Raw genomic sequence first — 17,636 nt, 5'->3', positions numbered from 1 at the left:
TCGGCGGCGTACTCCTCGCCGCGATCGTCACCTACCACCGCGTCCGCAATTAGCAGACACGGCCTAGTCGATGACCTAGGGATGTTGCCGGGATGCCGGCGGCCCCGGCATCCCGTGACATTCCTCGTGACATCAAGTCGCGTCAACTAGGGTGGCTGACGTTGCCCTGAGGGGGCAGAACGCCGAGTCCTGTCGCCTGAAGTTGGCCTGTGCGGCAAGTGGCATGGCTCTCGTAATCCCCTGATCTGCGATCGAGCGCCGACTGAGCCAGAGCGGCGCACCTGAGGTAGGCGGCTTCCCGGGCGGCAACGGCGACCACGACGGCTGCGTCGGTCCAGCCACGGTCGCGTAGGAACCGGTCAATGTTGTCCGGCCAGCCCAGCCGCTCACCAAAGAACCAGTCGAGAAGCTCGTCCGTGCCGGTCGCGTCTGGCGGCGGAGTCACTGGGGCTAGGGCGTCTTTGCACCGGAGACGCCGCCAGCACTCGGCCCAGTCGTCGATCGGCATCGGGACCTCACCGCGGCCGAGGCGCTCCGGAGTCATGGTGACGTGCACACTCAGCAGGTGCAGCTCCTCGCGCAAAGCCGTCCACGGCGTCTCGCGCGCCACCAGCTCGACCCAGAGGTCGCTGGCAGGGAAGCCCCCAAGGCCGATACCGACATCGGTCGGCGCGGCCTTGGAAGCGGCGAGGTCCTCGCCGATCCGCCGCAGTAGCTCCCGTGCGTCGGCCTGCTTCTGGTCGACGGCGCCGGCTGGCAACCAAGCCTTGAAGCGCGCTTGCTCGACGGTGTTCAGGCCGGCTCGCGCCACGAGGTCGGGCCAACGACGGTCGGTGTAATAGCACGCCCGGGCCGTGGCCAGCACCCGGTCCGCAGAGGGCGCCGCCAGAATGCCGGCGGTGACCGCCATAGCCAAAGTGGCCCGCACGTTCACCAATGGGACTGAGAAGGCCCGGTAGTCGTCGTCGCTGGCGGCGTGGGCGAGCACGACTTCGTCGTCCGCCGTGAGAGTGCCGTCGCAGTAGGCGTTGGCGATGGCCCCGACCGGTCGCATCCCGAATTCGGCCAGTTCACTCGCCCGTAGCGCTCCCATGCTAGCCGCGCCGTAAACGGGGATCCCAGCCGCCATCGCGAAGAGGATCTCCTTGTGCCATACCGCAGGGACGGAGTGGAAGAACCCGTCCACGATCCCGATCGCGAGCGGCCGTTCCTGCGTCGCCCGCCAGACGTCGCCGAGCTCGACTGGTGGGCGGTAGTCGGCCGCCAGCACCGCTGCCGCCTCGTCGACGGGCATGGTCGGTCCCAGGAACACGATCGGCGCCGCCGTGCTCACGCCGACCCCGACATTGCGACCGCCCGGGCTCGCGGCCCCGGCGTGTAGTGGGCGACGTCGTTGAGCATCTCGAGACCGGGCACGACCGCGCGGCCCACGGCGACCCCGATCCCGGGCATCGTCAGGTCTACCCACCAAGCCTCCAATCCGTGCCTGCCCAGCTCATCGACCACTAGGGCGAGGTCTCCTTCTAGGGTGGCGACGGGCGGCCCGGTGGTCGCCAGCCAAGCCCGACGGGAGACACGGGCTGTCTCCCACCGCCTCGTCATGGCAAGGTAGAGCAGGTCGGCGTCTTCGGGCGGCTGGTAATGCGGTCGGAAGAGATCGTCGCGCGCGCCGCTAATCAGTGCGAGCCGGCTTTGGGCGGCCTCAGTTACGGCCCGGGCCAGGGCTACTGAGGGATCTGGGTGGGTCCCCATTCCGGCAGTCGCCAGGACGCAGGCGTCGGGGTCGTCGGTTGGCTCGAAAACGGTGCAGTGCGCGGTCGGGATGCCGATATCGCTTGTGATGTCGTCAACGACCGCCCGCAGGCCCGCGGCGGCGAGACGCCCGAGCAGTTCGCGGGCGGCCGGATCGGTGACGGCCTCCGCGGCGACGACGGTGTCGAGCCGCCGTCCGGCGAGGCGCCAGGTGGTGGTGGCGTCGCGCTCGATCAGTTCGCAAAGGGCGTGCACCTGGGCCTCGACGGCGACATTGCCGGAGGCCAGCCCGTTGCTTGTGCAGAGGAAATGGCCACCATCGCCGCGCTCCGCGGCGGTGCCGTCGGTGTGCACGACGCCGTAAGGCACGAGCGCTGGTCGCCCGTCGGTGAACGACCGGGCGACAACCCATGCGGTCGTCGTATTCTCGTCGAACGTCTGCCGGGCGACGCGTGACATCGTCGACCAGTCAACGATTTCATGGTCGTGAGCCAATGCCCGAGCCGACCCCACGACGATGTCGAGTGCGGGGCGCTCGGCGTGCCAAAGTTCGATCGACTCCATCGTCGCTGAGGCGTACGCGGCGTCGGCCGTCAGACCCTTGCCCATCGACACGACCAACGACGTGGCTGCCGGCCGGTATGCGGCCATCACTGGGATGCCGACGTGGTCGAGCCCAGTGAGCTCGGCGACCCGGGTGATGCCGAACTCGCTCAGCCGTCCCCGGATGCGTTCCGCTGTCACGGCAGGTGGCACGGACCGGTGTGTCCCGATGTTGAAAGCAGTAGGGCCAACCGTCGGCGCCGGAGCGGCTCCAGTCATGCGAGCGCACCCGCAGCGCGAAGGACTCCCTCCTGCATCGCGTCGAGGAGCGGCACCAGGTCGCTCCTGACGTCTTCGCGCCAGCACGCCAGCCGATCGACCAGGGAGCCGTCGACGAAACCGCGTACCGCCCGAAGAAGACGCCGTCGAGCCTCGGTCGGCTCGACGGCCTCAGAGTCCGCGGCGGCGCACGCCTGGGCCCAGAGCTGAACCAGCCCGAACCAGACGAAGCTGGCTTCGAGGAAGGCGCGCACCGGAAGCGGGCGGCCGGTCCATGGCGAGGCCACCGCCGGGGTCTCGTCGTCTCCCGCGCCAGGCACGAAAGGATTGTCGAGGACGTCGCGCTGGAGCAGCCCGTGAATGGACTCGTGCACGATCGCCTCCATCAGCGCTTCGGTCGTGGCGCCCTCGACGTGAGCGTTGGTGATGAACGTGCGCCCGACGTAGATGCCGTTAGTGCCCGATGACACTTGTTGGGGCGCGTTGGCATCGGTCTGGATAACGATGACGTTGGTCGATGACCGCACGAAGTCGGCGATCGTGGGTGAGAGGGCGCCGATGACGTCCCACGCCCGCGTCAGGCGTTCGTGGACCTCTGCGGCGTCGGCGGCGCGCGGTGGAGGACGGTGCTGGTTGGCAAACTCATGCCGACCGGTCAGGTCGATCCGCGTTGCCCAAGGGCTGCCGAAGTCGAGCGGCGGGGCGTCGGGGATCTGAGGCCAGCGATCGATCGTCCTCGTCGACCCTATCCAGGCGTCGCCCAGCGCCGACCATGCGCCACGGCGCGCGTTACCTTCCTCGAACGCGATCGCGCCCCGCAGGAAAGGCCCCAGTTCGGGCGGCGGCGGGTCCTCGAACAAGACCCGCCGGGTCACCTCAGGTGCCAACTCCAGCCTCCGCCGGGTTGCAACTGGGAGTTCGGCCAAGGCGTCCAAGACGTCGACGGGCGCCTGCTGGGCCAACTGCTCGCGCACGCGGGCCACGAACTCGCGGTTGAGCCGGCGGGCCAGCGCGGCGTCGTCCGACCACGTCAGCGCGTCCACAACGCCGCTGAGCCCGGCGTGGTTGCCGATAATCATCGCGGGACCATCTGCTCAAGTGCCTGGCGGCGAACCGCGGTCTCTTCGACGTCGACGTCGAGGCGCTCTCTAGCGTGGGTGAACAGAGCCAGGAGGTCGGCGCACCACACACTGGGGTTGTCGAAGCCTGTCGCGGCCGAGTAGCGGTGGGTGAGGTAGCCGCCCCGGCAGGTGGCGTGTTCGGGACAAGGCGCGCACGCGGTGGGGACGGCTAGCCCATCGAACATCGCCGCCCGGTGGACCGACGACAGCGTCGCGATGTCGGAGGCTTCGTCCGTGAATACGTTGAGCCCGGTGCCGGCCATCCCGTTGCGGCAGACTCGCAGCGAGTCGAGGTCCTCTATGGCGCCATCGGCCTCGATGAAGACGAACCCGAAAGGCTCGTTACCCACCATGTCGATGTTCGACGCTCCGCCGAGCAGGAGCCGGGTGACGGCCACGAACAACGGGATGCGGATCCGCAGAGGATCGTCGAACCACCACTCGTCGAACAGCGGTAACAGGTAGTCCGCTACAGGCGTCGCTCCGAACTGTGCCCGCACGGGGCCGATGGTGTCGTGCGTGAAGTCCGGTAGCAGGTAGTTCACGTGTCGAAAGCCAAGAGAGCGGAGGTGGCGATGGACCGCGACCCCGTCGGCGCCGAGTTGGATCACGGCCAGCGCGCCGGCCCACACCCCGTGAGCGTGGAGTGTTTCGACGCCGCGGACGACGCGAGCGTGCGACCCGGCCCCGTGGATGTCGACCCGCTGGGCGTCGTGGACGGCAGCGGGCCCGTCGATCGAAACCCCGACCTCAATTCCGTGAGCCAGAAACAGTTCGGCCCAGTCATCGTCGATCAGCGTGGCGTTGGTCTGAATATTGAACCGCACGTCGGCGGTGCCGGCTAAGCCGTTACGGATGGCGGTGCACCAGCGGTCGAAGCGGGCCCGGCCGGCCAGGAGGGGCTCGCCTCCATGAAACGTTACCTGTACTCGGCGCTGCTCGGCCTGTTCGCACCAGCGACGGATGCGGTCGATGCCAGCAGCAACGACGTCGTCCGACATGAACCGGGGGCGGTCTCGCCAGGTCTCATCCCCCTTGTTGTAGACGTAGCAGTACGAGCAGTTGAGGTTGCAGCGCGAAGCGACCTTGAACACGAAGGCGAGCGTCCGGCCGCGCAACGACGCCGGATCAAGCGGGACTCTGTCCCGTTCTGGCAGGCGTCGGGTGAAGGGGACGGGCTCAGATGTTGACACAGTCGGACACCTCGTGGGTTTGGCGGAGGAAGCGGCGCCCCGCGTCGGTGAGCTGACCCTCCGCGCCGTCGAGCACGGCCCTGGCGTCGTCGCGCTTGGGCTCGACGTCGGACCGCACGTAGGCCTCGACGGTTTCGTCGAGCAGGCCACCCTCGGCAGCGTCGCACAGCGCGGCGGCGATGTAGGCGAGGGCGTGATATGCGAGCAGGATGCCGACCAGCGGGCGAGGCTCTGGTCGGAGTGGCGAGGGGTAGCGCCCGTTGTCGCCGGGGTCGACGAGCGGGTCGTCGGCCTGCGCCGCCCGAAGATGGAGATGGGCGGTCTCATGGGTGACCAGTTCAATCGTTTGGGCGATGCCGCGCGACAGGTCGGCCTCGATCAGACCGGCGATGTCGGGATAATGGGTGCTGCGGGAGCAGCCGGGTACCGGCACGAGCGGCCGCACAACCTTGGTCGCCGAGGTGAGCCAATGCGTCAGTTCGGGCAGCCGTGTCGCGACAACGTGCATGATCCGCACAAAGTGGTTGAGGTCGCGGGTGAGCCCCTCGTGGACGGTGAGGTCGTCGTCGATGGCGTACGCGCCAGGGCTGCGCAGACCCGTAGTCGTGCACCACACGTCGACGGAGACTGCGATCGGGGTGACCGCCTTCATGGTCTCGGCCACAGTGCACAGTTCGTGGCGACCGGCGGGGAGCTCGACGTCGCCGCCGGCGGTCCAGATCGTAACCGGCGTAGAGATCGTAACGGACCCGAGGTCGGCGTCGGTGTGGGCTGCGGTCCAAAGCGCAAGGACCAGGTCGCGGTAGGCGGTGGCGGGCTCGCCACGGGTCAAGCGGCTCACGCACGGATGGCGCAGCCAAGGCGCAGCCTGGCCAGCGCCGTCGACCAAGGCGGTCGACAGGCGCGAGCGATCGAGTGCCAGGCCCGGGTGGGGCTGCCAGCGCTCAGCCGACTGGCCGAGCGCTCGCAGCAATGGGGTCGAGTCCGGGATCCAGTCCCACATCCTGGTGCCGTCACTCCTCGCCGGTTTGCCGTTTGGTCGCGGCTTTGGCCTGTTTGATGGCCATCAGCCGCGACGTGAACTGGTTAAACGTTGCCTCGTCGGCTGAGGTGAGTCCCTCCAGCAGGTCCTGACCCTCAAGCGTCGTCATCTCCTCCAGCGAGACCGTGCCGGTCTTGCTAAAGATCAACCCATTGGAGAACGGCGTGCCGTTTCCGGATTTGCTGAAGATGATCCCGTTCGAGTGAAACGCCGCCCCGCCGGGGATGTCCATCTCCGTTAGTGCCTTCTCGCGGGCGAGATTTATCTCGATCGTTCGCTTCAAGGCCGCTTGGACGGTCTCGGGCGCGCCCTTGTCTGGGGTGTCAGGCATACTTCCTCCCTGGATGGCGTATGGGCGATCCCCGTGCCTTGGGACGCGACGCCCGCCCGAGGATCGTGGCGCGGGCGTCTGTTCCGCGCATCGCGGGGATACCTAGCTGGAAAGCTCGCAGAGCAGTCGTCTCAGCAGCGCCGCGCCGCCGCCGCGTTAGCGCCTCAGGACTGCCTCACCCGTGATTTTCGCCACTGGAGAACTCCTGACCAGGTGGATTGCCTGCGACCAGGGCCGTCGTGTCAGGGCTCGGGTCGGCGCCGATCTCGTCGCGCAGGCGTGCCGCGAAAAGCCTGTAGTGGCGCACCGCATCGACTGGGTTACCCTCGCGGAGATAGATCTGAATAAGGAGTCTGTTCGAGGATTCGCGTAGCGGATCGAGACTGATGGCAATCCTTGCCAGATGGCAGGCATCACCAAAGTGGCCCGCCGTCAGGGCATTATTACCAGCGGCATCCAGTGCATGGACCTTCAGCACCTGCAACTCTTCGCGCGGCAGTAGAAGCCAATTGTCCGGCCAGCCAGGTAGTACGTCATGGGCGACCGCCTCTGGCGGCATAGGCCCTGGGACGCTTTCGCCAAGGTTGGCCCGACACCAATCGACCACATCGGTGAGGTCGACCTCGACACCGATCAGAGAGACATATCCATTGTCATCAGTGACGAGCTCGCCTTCCTGCTGCCGCAGCCGCCACAGCACGGTTCGAAGGTTTGATTGACCTTGGCGCTCGCCCAGCCCTGGCCACAGCGCTTCAGCTGCCTCCATTCGATGCTGCGGACCGGTCACGGCCAACAGTCCCACCAATCGTCTACAACTCGGACGTACCGATACGAGTTGATGGGTATCACGCTTCAGCCGAAAACCACCGAGAACCTCTAGCCGATAGTGCACTGCCGGATTCAGCATGGTTTCCCCCCGAGTGCCGACCGGGAGACACCTGCGGCCGACCATCGACCCGGCGATCCGGCTTCCCCATAACCACCACTTCGCGCCCAGCGAGGCACCATCACATGCTCGACGACCGGTCACTCCCCTGGCATCAATTCTTAGTGCCCGCAGTCTGACTTGCAACAGCTAGAGCGCGCTTGGACCGTAGCTTCCGCGACTAGCTCAGCCGCGCACGGCTCCACATGGGGGTCCACGCTCAGCAGTTCAGCGTGGGAACAGCAGATGGCATAGTTTGATGCTCTTCGCGCGAAATTGAGCAGTCGATTGCCCAGCGCAGCAACCCGCCAGCGTCCGCTCCTTTGGACGATCTCGCGCAACTGAAGAAGCTTGCCGAACTGAGGGATGCGGGTGTCCTGTCGGAGTCGAATTCAACGGCAAGAAGTCCGAGATCCTCGGGCGCCTATAGCCTCCTCGGAAACCGGCGGGCCGAGGCGCTGCACGAATTGGGCTGTCGGCAGCGCACCGTGATCCCCTATCACTACTGTCCACCCCATGTAGTTCTTGGCCGGAGTTGGTTTGGCGGTACCGGTACGGGAGCGGGCGGCGGCACTTGCGCGCTACCTCGGCAGAACCTCACGTTCGTGCCTGGTTTCGGCGACCGCGACCCGCAGCCTTGAGGATCGTGCACTTCCTAGTACGACAGCCGGAGTTCGTGATCTGGCGGTGTGGCGGCCCCGGACGCAAGGCGGCCACCGCTTGATGACGGCCGGATCCTCTGAGCCAATGCGATACGTGGCGGCGGGGCTCTAACAATTCAGGACGAGTGTGATGCCTGACGTTACGATCGCTGCCTCAACCCGAACCGCTCGAAGGAAGCGCCGTGATCACTCAGCCCGTCCTCTACGTGCCGCCCGAGATCGAGTTGCGCATACTCGCCGGCAAGCTCTTTCGCAGTGGGAGTGTTGTTCGCGAGGTCGCGAACGGGCGCATCTTCAAGCATTTAATGGAGATCGCCCCCGAGCCACAGCAGGTCCAGGAGGCGATGAAGGGCGTGAAGCTTAACCGCAAGATCGTCCTGCCGGTCGTCGCGATCATGGCGATCATGGGAGGGGTACGGCATACGTCACCGAGAGGCGCAAGAAGTCCATCGAACTCGTCGATTCAACCCTGTGCCTCCCTGCTCGACCTGTTGGCAGCAAGGATGAATGAAGTCGAACCTCGGAATCGATTGAGAACAATCGACTGGCCGCGCCGGCGTCCGCGGATATCCGCGGATATTCGCTTGCCTGGTTGCAGGTACTCCCCCACACTTTGGCCGCGTGGATGACGACGAACTCGCTGTGCTGCTGAGTAACGAACGGTACCCACGGTCGGCTCGATACTCGGCTCGCTGGATGGTCGATGGGGTGATGGGGCCAAACCCCGTGTGGCAGACGGAGGCATTGACCGATGTCATGCCGCTCGAGGCCGGTATGCGGGTACTCGACATGGGTTGTGGAACCGCTTTGAGCTCGATCTTCCTTGCCAAAGAGTTCGGGGTCGAGGTGTGGGCGACTGACCTGTGGGTCAAGCCCGACGAGAACTTGCGGCGCGTGGCCGAGTCTCACGTACAAGACCAGGTTCACCCGATCTACGCCGAAGCCCATGCGTTGCCCTTCGCCGAGCACTTCTTCGACGCCCTCGTCAGCATCGGCGCCTACCACTACTTCGGCACCGATGACCTCTATCTCGGCTACTACTCACGCTTCGTGAAACGCGGCGGGCAGATCGGCATCGTCCTTCCGGGTCTGGCCGAGGAGTGCGAGACGCTTCCCCCTCCGGGCCTTGAGCCCTACTGGAAGTGGGACTTCTGTGCTTGGCACAGCCCTGCCTGGTGGCGCCAGCACTGGGAGAAAACCGGTCTGGTCACCGTTAAGGTCGCCGATCGGCTGCCCGACGGTTGGCGAGACTGGTTGCAGTGGAACGAAGCGTGCGACCGCGACAGTGGCGCGCCGGAATGGGAAGCTCAGATGCTTCGTACCGACACCGGCCGAATGCTCGGCTTCTCCCGAGTCGTCGCCCGACGCAACAGCTAGGACCCACGCGGGGTGGTGCCTGAGGGCTGCTCTCCCATCGGTCGGACAACTTGTCCGCACCCGGGTTCTGCGCAGGGCGCCAGGCTCGACGCGTCGACCGTCAGGCTTGGCCTGGCGCCCTGCGCGGGCTCCGGGTAAGCCGCTCGCGGTGGCCATTCGATGTTAGAGGAGCCGGCGCTGCCTCTCTGAGGGAGGACCGGGTGCAGGGCAGAGCCCTGCGGCGTTCGCTGGGTAATTCGCCACCGGCTCCACCCGGCGAGCCCGAGAACGGCGCCCCGACGCCGCCCGCAAGGGCGGTAGGGCGGTGCGCCGCCGTCAGCGGCTCCTTGATCCGCAAGAGACGTATTCGGCAGTCTGTCCGGTCACCGGTCCGGATCGGTTGTGCGGTCTGCCGGATCAGTCGGCCTGCGGGTCGTCGTAGCGCTCCCACGCGGTGCCGTCGTCCGGTAGCGGCCGGGCGCCGCAGCCGGGCCGCAGGATCGGCCAGCCCGCCGCGTCCCGCTCGACAGGACCGGCCGGAGCGGGGAGTACGCCTAGGGCCTCGTCGACGATGACGCGGAGAGCGGCCAGTCGCGCCTCGCACGGCGCGGCGACGCGGAGCGCGGCGTCTATGCGGGCCGCATCGATCATCGCGCCGGTCATCGGGTGCCCACGGCAGGGCAGCATGGGTACGAGTGGACGTGCATCATGGCGGTTCCTCTACGTCAGGTTTTCTTACCTATAGACAGTAAAGCTGACTTGGCGAGGCTGCAACTTTCCGAGTGTTCTATTGCTATACCACAGGATTGATTTCGCGACATGACGACAGCCGGGACGGCGTGGAGTATGGGGGTCATGACGCCGGAGGAGATCGATCAACTGGTCGCGGAGAACGTCCGCGCCGCCAGGGCACGGCGTCGGCTTCGGCAGGAGGATCTCGCCGACGAAATGGGCTGGAGTCGTCCGACGGTCTCAGCGCTGGAGGCCGGGACTCGCCGCGTCACCGTGGCCGACGCGGCGGCGTTGTGCGTTGCCCTCGGCATCGACCTGCGAGAGCTGCTCCGCGGCGCCGATGAGGACGTGGTCCGGGCGCTCGGCCTGGAGTCGTAGGCGGCACCGCCCAAGTTGCTCATGGCGGAAGACCACGTGGATTACGGTCGTCGGGACGATTGTCGGCCAGGTGATGCTTGGGGTGCGCCGCTGTTGGCCCGGATGCCAGGAGCCGACGTAGGCACGGCAGTCGCGCGGAAGTCGTGTCGGGCCAGAATTGGCACGACGGGAGAGGGAAACACACGCTCTACAGCGCCGACGAAGTCGGCTCGTCCCTCCGGTCCCCCGGGTGGATCATGTCCTGCACCGCCTGATCTATCCCTGAGAATCTCTGTGGGAATCCGGCCGAAACCACTGCGGTCAGCCAGAGTGAATAGCGAGCGAACTGAAGTAGGTCAGAGTTCCGCCATTAGAGGCGTGATAACCGTGTCCGTCCACCTTCTAGGGCGTGTCTGCTAAATCGGTGGTGTGGGGTGGGCGATGATCGGCTGGTGCTTCGTGCTGAGGTGATTTCTGATGAGTTGTGGGCCGTGATCGAGCCGGTTCTTCCGTCCGGTGCTGGTCGTCGGGGTCGTCCCTGGAACGATCATCGGCTGACGCTGGAGGCGATCGCGTGGCGGTACCGGACGGGTTCGCCGTGGCGGGATCTCCCGGAGCATTTCGGAGCCTGGCAGTCGATCTGGGAGCGCCACCGTCGCTGGTCTGTCGATGGAACCTACGCGAAGATGTTCGCCGCGGTGCGCGCAGCCGCGCCCGCCGACGGGTCTGACCTGGTGAGCCTGATCTCGGCCGACTCGACCAGCATCCGCGCCCACCAGCACGCGGCCGGCGGCCGGTTCCACGACGACACAGGGGGCAGGATCGAATCACAAGAATCTGCCCGGCGAACCCGCTGACCATGCTCTGGGCCGCTCCCGTGGCGGATGGACGACCAAGATCCACGCCCTGACCGACGCGTTGTGCTGCCCGCTCACCGTGGCCCTGTCGCCGGGACAGGCCGGCGACAACCCGATGCTGGCCCCGCTGCTGACCGCCCACCGCAGCATCTCCAACGGCGGATTCCGACTCCTGGCAGACAGGGCCTACTCACACCCCTCAACCCGCAAACACCTGCGCGCGTTGAGAATCCCGCACACCATCCCGCAGCGATCCGACCAGATCGAGCACCGCAAGACGAAGGGATCACGAGGCGGCCGACCGCCTGGCTTTAACCCCGACCTCTACCGCCACCGCAACACCGTCGAACGCGGCTTCAACCGCCTCAAGAACTGGCGCGGCATCGCCACCCGCTACGACAAGTACGCACTGACCTACCTCGGCGGCGTACTCCTCGCCGCGATCGTCACCTACCACCGCGTCCGCAATTAGCAGACACGGCCTAATCCGTAGGTCGCAGGGTGCGATTGGGCAACGGGCGAATCTCGGGCTGTCCCGGACCACCAGCCGCACCGACGGATCTGGCCGGAGTGCAGTCGTAACCCCACTCACAGTCCGTCGGCCAGGCCGCCCACGGTAGTATCTCGCGGCGTGTCGACTGAGGCGGACCTGCGAGACTGGCGCTACGGCCAGATCCAAGCCGAACGCCTCTGCGCTGGCCTTCTGTCAGTCAGCGGCTACGCAGACATCGATCCACAGAGCACGCTCGGTGGACCCGACGGCAAGAAGGATATTCTTGCACGCCGCGACGGTCGGCTCATCGTGGCAGCCGTCTACTTTCCCTCCACCATTCCGCCGTTCTCGGAAGTCCGCGCCAAGTTCGTCTCTGACCGCGCCGGTGTCAGAGCGAACGGAGCTGACGGATTCGCCTTCTTTGTAAATCAGCATCTCCCCGTTGGGCGGCGCGCCGAACTGCAACGACTCGGCAGCCCTGAGGATCAAGTCTTCCATCTTGAGCGCATCCGCAACCTGCTCGACTCACCGATCGGATACGGCCTGCGGCTGGAGTATCTTCGCCGGCCGATGTCGGAAGAAGAGCAGGTGGCATTCTTCAGCTCTGTGAACCAGGATCAAATGCAGCGCCTGCTTCGCAGCGTGCGGGAGACCGGCCAGCACTGGGACGGCCTCGGTAGCAGCGCGATTTCACAGTTGAACCCCTCGGCACTTCAACTGCTCCACCACGCAATGGTGAACGACAGCCGGCAGTCCACGATTGGAGGTCAGCTCCGCGGCCTTCAGACCACCATCCGCGGGCAGGACGGATCGCCTCGCTTTCGTCCCCCACCTCCGGAAGAGCTCCCCGGCCGACTCACGGACTTCTTGGCCTGGTGGAGAGGGGCTTACCAAACAGCCCGGGGTGCGGACCGCGAGACCGTACTGCGACTTCTGGCCGAGTTCCACTACGGTCTGGTCGAGATCGCCCCCTTCCTAGACGGCAATGGAACGCTTGCGCGCCTGGTGGTTGACCAGGCCGCCAGGGAGCTGCTCGGAGCGGGAATCGCTCCAGACCTAGTGATGGATCGCGCGGCCTACTACGCCGCCCTACACAGCGCGGACAACGGCAACCTTGACGGCTTGGTCGGACTCATCCGTGCCGCGTTCGAACCGAATCCTGGATAGGCCACCCTCTACGGACAGGTGTGGGACTACCTCGGCCTCTGACTGCGACAGTCACCGCGACCCACAGGCAGCGGCTCAATGCGGGGACCCGGCACAGATCGACCCGGCTCGGGTCAGGGAGACTGACGCGACAGTGCAGTGCGGTGGCTGGCTAAACCCGGCCGCACGCTACCCCAGTTCAGCGTGGGAAGACCACCGGAGCAAAGAGATGTCAATCTGAGTTAACTGGAGTCAAGATCGACCGAACATGAGTTGACTGGTTAATGGCTGGAGAGTCGTAGGTCGTCGGGGTGCAACGGTCGCTGCGCTGCTCCAGCGATTAGAACGCACCCCGTGCTCGGCTAGCATTCCTTGATGGCTCCCCGACTCAATGACGAGCAGGACCAGATACCCGGCGCCCCGCTCTGGAAGCGCTACGAACTTTCGGTGCGCGAGCTCCTTGCAGCGCTGGATCCGGCGGCGACCGTTGTTCACAATCAGAAGATTCCTGGCCGGCTGAGCGGATGCCCCCGTCAGGTCGACGTTTGGGCGATTGGGACGGTAGTCGGCCTTGAGATATCTGTTGCAGTCGAGTGCAAACGCCGCCGCCGCGCTGTGGACGTGGAGATCGTCGACCAGTTCATCGGCAAGCTGCTGGACCTGGGTGCCAGCCATGGCGTGCTGTACTCGCACTCCGGTTTCACTAGCAATGCTGCTGCGCGGGCTTCGTCCGCACAGAACCCCTGCGTGATGGTCGTTGCCACAGAGACACCCGAGATCGTCACGGGACTGCAGGGCGTCCCGGGTTATCCCGCCGATCTCCTGGTCGAGGACGTGGCACCGGCGTGGATTGAGGAGCTGCGTTCTGAAAAGTTCGCTCATTGGCTTGCGACCGGGGAGTGGCCCAAGTGGTGGACGTGAGCGAGCGCAGCGCCTCGACACTCCAGTCCGACCGACTCGCGGTCGGAATGCCTCCACGAGTGCAAATGGCACCTTCCCGAGCTTCAGGCCAGCTCATCCTGCAGCGCGAGAGCACGAGCCTGGGGAACAGTCTGGGGAACGAACCGGCGTCTACCAGTGATGCTGAAGGCGATGAAGCCGGAACTGGAGATGCCTGATCACGCTCAGGTTGCCCCCTGTCAACGGGGCCCGTCGACCTTCTAATCCGTCTGTCGTTGACTCAGCCGTGTCGCTGGCAGCTGGCTGTCAACCCGCGTGACCGCCGCGCGAGGTAACTGGACTTCCTACGGGCAGATTCGGGTGATCGCCAGGGCGGCGTCGCGATCGGCTGCGGTGATCGGCAGCGTGTACTTGCGGGCGACCTGCAGGTACCGCAGGACGTAGGTGCATCGGTAGCCGCGGCTGAGCGGCAGCCACTCGCCTGGCCCCGCGTCGTTCTTCGAAGCGTTCGCCGGTCCGTCGACGGCCAGCAGGTTCGCGGCTTCGTCGTTAGCGAAATCGACGCGCCGCTGCAACGGCCAGCCTGCCGCGCCCATGTCCCACGCCCTCGCAAGCGGGTACAGATGGTCAATCTGTACCTTGGACGCGGCGACCTTGCGGAACTCGATCCGGCGACCGGTGTACGGCTCAACGGAAAGCGTGCCGGCGACGACGACACAGCTGGAGCGACCGCGGTACTGCACCGCGGTCAACTGGGCCGCGAGTAGGTCGTTGCGAGTGTCGCAGCCGTTGTGACCACCACGGCCCGCGTGGTCGTCGGTCCAGGTCGGCCCAAACTGGTCTCGCTTGTATCCAGGTACGTCGGGCCGGGCGGCGATGACACGGACTCGGCGGAGTTCGGCAGAGATCAGATTCGCCGTGCCGGTGGCTGGCGAAGCTGTGGCGAGGCTACGGGTGGGCGTGGTCCGTGGCGGCGACGCGCCAAGCGGTTCGGCGCCAGCTGCTCGATAGGTGCATCCGGTAGCCGCGATACCGAGCAAGATCAGGGCGGCAAGAAGGGGGCGCATCACGCGACCTTAAAGTACTGCTGAGATCTCGCCTGCCGCCGACACGGCCAAGCTCATCTCAGTCGCTACGGCGCCGGGGGCCTGGGCGCACGCTCAGCAGAGCAGCTCAGCGTGGGAACACCGTGGGAACAAAGAGGGGTGGATTCGAGTCAACTGGAGTCAAGAACAGCCGAACTGGTGACGCCTGGAGAGGCGTATGTAGGTTTGGTGCGTCGGTTTCCTAAACCGGGCTTCACTCGGGTGAATTGCCCCAGTTGTGCGCCTCGTCGCCCGGATCCTGGTGTAGCCAGTCGGTCAATTCCGCAGTCCGTGCCGCTGCGCAGAACTGAAGGCCGTGGCCGGGCCGTCGCGCTTTGACGCCCGTCTGTGGGCGATCGAGGCGCGCGCGAAAATCCGGCAGGCCGGACACCGGATACGGCCGCAGTGGACACACATGTCACCGCTAACGATGTAACAGTTGCGACTCATGCGCGATGACCCTTGCGGGGAGCAGGCAGCGTGCCGACAAACGGTGGGCTCAATTGTATCTCTCAGCAGCCCGAGGTGCCTCGCCGCTCAATATGCCGCGGTTTGACAACTTCGGTCCATAAGGGAGGGACCTGCATGACGAGTCCGAGTGGCCCCGGAGGCCCACGGTGGTGGCAACGCATTCCCAGCGCTTTCAGTTTGGCAGCCGACCTACTGGCCCTCGGGGTGGCGGCCATCACCGCTGTCAGCGTTTCCTTCTTCTCTCCGCCTATACGAGTGGTTGGCTTCCTGCTCCTCGGAATCGCAGTCCCGGGTGCTGTGTCGGTGGTCATTCCGGGACGTCGAATATGGACTCGCCGAGCCCTCACAGCGGCGTTAACGCTGACCGTCGCAACGGGTGGGATTGTGGTGATCTACCACAATCCCACACCCACAACCGTCCGGTTCTCGGTGCCCGGCAAAGGCGACGTGATCTCGACGTGCCTGGTGGAGTTGCGTTTCGATGGCAAACCAAATAGAGATAGCGCATTCGTCGTGGCCACCAGGCAAGGATCCGGCCTGTACTACTTCGAAGCGTCCGTTCAACAAGACCCAAGCGGTGGCCCTGATTCCTGGCGAGCTCAGGTACAAGCCGGGTCCAAGTCGAGGGGTCTCGGGGAGCGATTCGAGCTCTTTGTCTTCGCGATGGATCAGGACGTCGCCCGCTACCTCAGCACAGTCAGGCAGGATCTGGACCCGACAAACACGTTCTGGGTTGCACGGACGCCTCCGCCCGGCGTGCTTGCGCCGGCAGCCGCGACATATATCAGGCGGGCATCCGGTGAAGATCTCACCTGCCCCGAGTAGGGCTCACAACGGGGCGGCCACTCTGCGAGGTGGCTGTCTGGTAATTATGCCAGGATTGGCCACGAGCCGTGCGGCCACCGGGTGTGGGAACGCTCGGGGGCTACGGTGTTGGCGGCAACTGAAAGTGCGATGATGCTGCTTTGTCAGCAAGTAAGGGGGGCAATTATGGCCAAGCGGGGGTTCTTCGCGGAGCTGAACTACCAGGCTCAACAGGCCGAAAAACGACGCAGGCAGCAAGCTGCTACCGCCTATCGCGCCCAAGCCGCGGCCGAGCGGGACGCGGAACGGGCTCGCAAGGCAGCCGAACGTGCGCGAGCCGCTGCCGCGCGAGGATCAGCGGCAGAGCAGAAGGCCGCGGAGAAGGAAGCTGCGCGCCTGCACGCGGAGGCCCGGATGGCCGAGGTCGAGGCGATGAACGGCGACCTGGCCAACGAGTTCGCGGAGATCGACGGATTACTTGCGGCGACGCTGGAGATCGACGACTACGTCGATCTTGACGCCCTCAAGATCATCGACGTTGAGCACCCGCCGTTTGAGCCCGGCATCCTCGCGACCTCGACCCCGCCGCTGCCCGAACTGGTGTACCCGCGACAGCCTGAGTATCACGAGCCGCCTGCGCCCGGCGGGCTCGCGGCTGCGTTCGGCGGGAAGAAGAAGCACCAGGACTCGATTGAACGCGCGAAGGCGGAGCACGCAGAAGCGATACGCCGCTGGCACGAGCACGCGACGGCGATGCACGCCCAGTACGTGGCCGAGCAGGACCGCCACCGACAAGCCGAAGAGGACCGGCTTGCGAAGCTGGCGGCGGCCGAGTCCATGTACCAGGACGAATGTCGCCGGCGAGAGGCGGAGGCGGCAGAGCACAACAAGCGCCTGGCCGAGCTCATCAACGGCTTGGCGTTCGACGTCGAGTCCGCCATCCAGGAATACGTCGGCATCGTGCTCTCTAACTCCGTGTATCCCGAAATCTTCCCGGTTTCACACGAGCACGGTTTCAGCCTCGCGACGCGCGAACTTGCGCTCACCGCGCTGATCCCGGAGCCTTCCGCGGTCCCGGCGGTGAAGGAGTACAAGTACGTCAAGGCGAAGGATGAGATCACCCCGACGGCTCTGCCCGCCAAAGCGCAGAAGGAACGGTACGCGAGCGCTGTCTGGCAGGTCGCGGTCCGGACTGTTCACGAGGTGTTCGAGGCCGATAGGGCTGGAAAGATCTCCTCCATCGCGCTGACTGTCGGCGTAAACCGGGTATCGCCCGCGACGGGGCAGCCGGAGACGGTTCCACTGGTGGCTGTAGCCGCAGACCGGGAAACGTTTGGCAGTTTCGACCTGGGCAACGTCGTACCGCACGCGACGCTGACCCACATGGGTGCCGCGTTGTCGAAGTCCCCGGTTGACCTCACCCCGGCCGACACCAGCCGCGGCGTCCGGGCACGGGGACGCTGATGCGATTCAACCCTCCGGCCGGCTGGCCGACTCCGCCCGAGGGGTGGACACCTCCCCCGGGATGGAACCCCGATCCGTCCTGGCCCGACCCGCCGCCCGGCTGGCAGCTCTGGCTTCCTGCCG

Annotated in this window: 15 protein-coding genes and 1 pseudogene; 7 read left to right on the top strand and 9 right to left on the bottom strand. The window is 65.8% G+C overall.

Annotation, left to right across the window (positions count from 1 at the left end; all coding sequences use genetic code 11):
- Nucleotides 1-142 precede the first annotated feature (142 nt).
- The 7 genes from ABD210_RS32240 to ABD210_RS32210 form a co-directional block, all read right to left on the bottom strand.
- Complete coding sequence (locus ABD210_RS32240) at nucleotides 143-1,333, bottom strand: TfuA-like protein (RefSeq protein WP_344116834.1); 1,191 nt, start codon at nucleotides 1,331-1,333, stop codon at nucleotides 143-145.
- Nucleotides 1,330-2,574 carry a YcaO-like family protein gene (locus ABD210_RS32235; protein ID WP_344116832.1) on the bottom strand — a complete coding sequence of 415 codons (1,245 nt, stop codon included), beginning with the start codon at nucleotides 2,572-2,574 and terminating at the stop codon, nucleotides 1,330-1,332. Before ABD210_RS32235 ends, ABD210_RS32240 begins: the two co-directional genes overlap by 4 nt.
- On the bottom strand, nucleotides 2,571-3,617 hold the full coding sequence (locus tag ABD210_RS32230; protein WP_344116830.1) for an aKG-HExxH-type peptide beta-hydroxylase: 1,047 nt from the start codon (nucleotides 3,615-3,617) through the stop codon (nucleotides 2,571-2,573). Before ABD210_RS32230 ends, ABD210_RS32235 begins: the two co-directional genes overlap by 4 nt.
- 32 nt (nucleotides 3,618-3,649) lie before the next feature.
- Entirely contained in the window at nucleotides 3,650-4,789 is a 1,140-nt protein-coding gene (locus ABD210_RS32225) for a radical SAM protein (protein WP_344116841.1), read from the bottom strand.
- A gap of 85 nt (nucleotides 4,790-4,874) precedes the next feature.
- On the bottom strand, nucleotides 4,875-5,861 hold the full coding sequence (locus tag ABD210_RS32220) for an aKG-HExxH-type peptide beta-hydroxylase (protein ID WP_344116829.1): 987 nt from the start codon (nucleotides 5,859-5,861) through the stop codon (nucleotides 4,875-4,877).
- Between the two features lie 40 nt (nucleotides 5,862-5,901).
- Nucleotides 5,902-6,261 (bottom strand): hypothetical protein, encoded by a 360-nt coding sequence (locus ABD210_RS32215; protein WP_344116827.1) that lies wholly within the window; start codon nucleotides 6,259-6,261, stop codon nucleotides 5,902-5,904.
- Nucleotides 6,262-6,436: 175 nt separating this feature from the next.
- Nucleotides 6,437-7,168, bottom strand: coding sequence for an AfsR/SARP family transcriptional regulator (locus ABD210_RS32210; RefSeq protein WP_344116825.1), 732 nt, complete (start codon nucleotides 7,166-7,168; stop codon nucleotides 6,437-6,439).
- Nucleotides 7,169-8,030: 862 nt separating this feature from the next.
- Here ABD210_RS32210 and ABD210_RS32205 point away from each other — a divergent pair.
- Nucleotides 8,031-8,477 carry a hypothetical protein gene (locus ABD210_RS32205; protein WP_344116824.1) on the top strand — a complete coding sequence of 149 codons (447 nt, stop codon included), beginning with the start codon at nucleotides 8,031-8,033 and terminating at the stop codon, nucleotides 8,475-8,477.
- Nucleotides 8,470-9,225: an SAM-dependent methyltransferase gene (locus ABD210_RS32200; protein WP_344116822.1), complete on the top strand. Its 756-nt coding sequence runs from the start codon at nucleotides 8,470-8,472 to the stop codon at nucleotides 9,223-9,225. The genes ABD210_RS32205 and ABD210_RS32200 overlap by 8 nt, the downstream gene beginning before the upstream one ends.
- A gap of 396 nt (nucleotides 9,226-9,621) precedes the next feature.
- On the opposite strand, the gene ABD210_RS32195 is transcribed toward ABD210_RS32200, so the two are convergent.
- Nucleotides 9,622-9,891: a hypothetical protein gene (locus ABD210_RS32195; protein WP_344116820.1), complete on the bottom strand. Its 270-nt coding sequence runs from the start codon at nucleotides 9,889-9,891 to the stop codon at nucleotides 9,622-9,624.
- A 168-nt stretch (nucleotides 9,892-10,059) separates the two neighbouring features.
- Here ABD210_RS32195 and ABD210_RS32190 point away from each other — a divergent pair, with 168 nt between their 5' ends.
- From ABD210_RS32190 to ABD210_RS32175, 4 genes and pseudogenes are all read left to right on the top strand, one after another.
- Nucleotides 10,060-10,314, top strand: a complete 255-nt coding sequence (locus ABD210_RS32190; protein ID WP_344116819.1) for a helix-turn-helix domain-containing protein — start codon at nucleotides 10,060-10,062, stop codon at nucleotides 10,312-10,314.
- A gap of 431 nt (nucleotides 10,315-10,745) precedes the next feature.
- Nucleotides 10,746-11,622 (top strand): annotated as a pseudogene (locus ABD210_RS32185) (IS5 family transposase).
- 159 nt (nucleotides 11,623-11,781) lie between these two features.
- Nucleotides 11,782-12,810, top strand: coding sequence for a Fic family protein (locus ABD210_RS32180; RefSeq protein WP_344116817.1), 1,029 nt, complete (start codon nucleotides 11,782-11,784; stop codon nucleotides 12,808-12,810).
- Nucleotides 12,811-13,164: 354 nt separating this feature from the next.
- Nucleotides 13,165-13,710, top strand: a complete 546-nt coding sequence (locus ABD210_RS32175; RefSeq protein WP_344116815.1) for a restriction endonuclease — start codon at nucleotides 13,165-13,167, stop codon at nucleotides 13,708-13,710.
- Between the two features lie 323 nt (nucleotides 13,711-14,033).
- Here the strand turns inward: ABD210_RS32175 and ABD210_RS32170 are convergent, their stop codons facing one another.
- On the bottom strand, nucleotides 14,034-14,756 hold the full coding sequence (locus ABD210_RS32170; RefSeq protein WP_344116813.1) for an HNH endonuclease family protein: 723 nt from the start codon (nucleotides 14,754-14,756) through the stop codon (nucleotides 14,034-14,036).
- Nucleotides 14,757-16,235: 1,479 nt separating this feature from the next.
- Between ABD210_RS32170 and ABD210_RS32165 the strand changes: the two genes are divergently transcribed.
- Nucleotides 16,236-17,513, top strand: coding sequence for a hypothetical protein (locus ABD210_RS32165; protein ID WP_344116811.1), 1,278 nt, complete (start codon nucleotides 16,236-16,238; stop codon nucleotides 17,511-17,513).
- The last annotated feature ends 123 nt before the right edge of the window (nucleotides 17,514-17,636 follow it).

Origin of the sequence: Kribbella alba (genome assembly GCF_039529635.1) — a bacterium.
Classification (GTDB): domain Bacteria; phylum Actinomycetota; class Actinomycetes; order Propionibacteriales; family Kribbellaceae; genus Kribbella; species Kribbella alba.
The sequence above is the reverse complement of the archived record's forward strand: the minus strand, read 5'-3'. Positions and strand labels throughout refer to the sequence as shown.